Genomic DNA, 2,588 nt, shown 5'->3' on the forward strand with positions numbered 1-2,588 from the left:
CCCGCCTGGGACGGTCGCCGGTCGGCCAGCGCACGGGGTCGGTCACCAGCGCGACCCGCCCGCGGGACCAGTCGACCGCCGCGGTCGGCGCGTCCACGTTGAGTGTCCGGGGGACCAACCCGTGCCGCAGGGACTCCACGACCTTGATCACCCCCGCGACTCCCGCGGCGCCCTGGGTGTGGGCGATGTTGGACTTGAGCGAACCCAACAGGACCGGTCGACCCTGACGTTGGCCGTAGGTGGCGATGACGGCCTGTGCCTCGATCGGGTCGCCGAGCCGGGTGCCCGTGCCGTGCGCCTCGACGACGTCCACGTCCCCCGCCGTCAGGCGGGCGGAGCGCAGTGCGGCCCGGATGACGTTCTGCTGGGCCCGACCGTTGGGGGCGGAGAGCCCGTTGGAGGCTCCGTCCTGGTTGATCGCGGATCCTTCGAGCACCGCGAGGATCTCGTGGCCCGCCGCCCGCGCGGTCGACATCCGCTCGACGAACAGCAGGGCGACGCCCTCGCCCCACGAGGTGCCGTCGGCGGAGTCGGCGAACGACTTGCACCGGCCGTCGACGGCCAGCCCGCCCTGCCTGCTGAACTCGACGAACAGGTCGGGCCGGGCGAGGATCGTCACCCCGCCGACCACCGCGGCGTCACAGTCCCCCGAGCGGATCCCCTGCGCCGCCAGGTGCAGGGCCACCAGGGAGGACGAACACGCGGTGTCGACGCTCACGGCGGGGCCCTCGAACCCGAACTGGTACGCGAGGCGGCCGGAGAGCACGCTGTTCGCGCCACCGGTCACGAGATGCCCCTCGAGTTCCTTCCGGTCCGCGAGCCCCTCGGTGTACTTCTGACCGATATTGCCGATGTACACGCCGATCGACCGCCCCGTGAGGTGGTCCGGGCGGATGCCGGCGCGTTCGAAGAGTTCCCAGCTGGTCTCCAGCAGGACCCGGTGCTGGGGGTCCATCGCCCGCGCCTCGCGCGGAGAGATGCGGAAGAAGGGCGCGTCGAAGAGGTCGGCGTCGTGGAGGAATCCGCCGGTCTCCGTCACGCTGTGCCCGCCGGACGCGCCCGGGTCGTGGAGATCGCCGGGCCAACCCCTGTTGTCGGGGAACGGCCCGACCGCCTCGCGCCCCTCCTCGAGCAGTGTCCACAGTTCTTCCGGCGTCGAGATCCCACCTGGGAGTCGGCAGGCCGTGGAGACGATGACGACCGGATCGTCGTCCGCGGGGGCGGAAGTGGCCGGTCCGTTCGCGGTCGCGGCGGCGTGCTCCTCGCAGACGTGGGTCGCCGCGTCCGCGGGGGTCCCCAGCCGCTCGTCGAGCCGCTCGGAGATCAGCGTCGCCGACTGGGCCGGGGTCGGATGATCGAAGACCAGCGTCGCCGGGAGCGGCAGGCCGGTCAACGAGACCAGCCGGTTGCGCAGTTCCACACCGGTCAGTGAGTCGAATCCGAAGTCCCGGAACGGGATGTCGTCCGGCACGTCGGCCTCGTCCAGTCCGGTGAGCACCGCGGCGGCCTCCCGTCGCACGGCGGCCAGCAGGATGCGGTGTCGCTCCTCGGGGGTCGCCGCCGCCAGCGTGTCGAGCAGCTCGGAGGCCGCGTCCAGACCGGTGGACCCGGAGTGCCCGTCGAGCGATGCCAGGCGGAACGGCAACGAGGGGTCGCCCCGCCGCTCCGCTATGCGCGCACGGTCCAGGTGGGCCGCCACGACCTCGGTACGACCGGTGCCCAGAGCGCGACCGAGAGCGGTCTGTCCGATCTCCTCCTCGAGCGGTGTGAGGCCCATCCTGCGGAACCGGTTGAGATCGCTCTCTCCCAGTTCGGCCAGTCCGGAGGCGATCGCCCACACACTCCACGCGATCGAGGTCGTCGGCGCACCGCGCGCCGCACGGTCGCGACACCACGCGTCCAGGAGGGAGTTGGCGGCCGCGTAGTTGGACTGACCGGCATTACCCACCAGTCCCACGACAGAGGAGTAGCAGGCGAAGAAGTCCGGCGTGACGCCCGCCTCCACCAGAGCGGCGTCGAGATTGACGGCACCGCTCACCTTGGCCTCCAGGACCCGGTGGATGCGCTCTGCGTTCTGGTTCTCCAGCACCGCGTCGGCCAGCGCCCCGGCGGTGTGCACGACACCCGCGATCGTCGACCGCGAGGCGAGGTCGGCGATCATCGAGTTGACGGCCGTCGCGTCGGCGACGTCGCACGCGACGAACCGGTGCGACACCCCGCGCTCGGAGAGTGACACCGTGAGTTCGGCGGCCCGCGGGGAGGACTCGCCCGAGCGACTGATCAGCAGAAGGTCCTCGACCCCCCGGTCGGCCAGTTCCAGGGCGGCCAGGGAGCCCAGTGCCCCCGTCGCCCCGGTCACGACGACCGTCCCGGCGGGCGGGGTCCACTCGGCGTGGTCGAGGCCGGTCAGGGTGGGGACGAATACCCCGCCGCCCCTGATCGAGCACTCGGGCAACCCGGCTCCGACCGCTGCGGCGAGCGTCGCGGAATCGAGCTCGTCGGCGTCGACGAGTCCGAGTCGGCCGGGGTGTTCGGCCTGGACAGCCCGTACCAGCCCCAGGGCCGCCGACGCCGCCGAGCCGCCGCCC

At 72.4% G+C, this 2,588-nt stretch carries 1 protein-coding gene; it reads right to left on the reverse strand.

Going from position 1 to position 2,588, the window contains the following annotated elements; translation table 11 throughout:
• A partial coding sequence (locus G6020_RS13175) for a type I polyketide synthase (protein WP_182610930.1) occupies positions 1-2,588 on the reverse strand: 2,588 nt, incomplete at both ends.

Source organism: Dietzia sp. B19, assembly GCF_014145155.1.
Taxonomy (GTDB): domain Bacteria; phylum Actinomycetota; class Actinomycetes; order Mycobacteriales; family Mycobacteriaceae; genus Dietzia; species Dietzia natronolimnaea.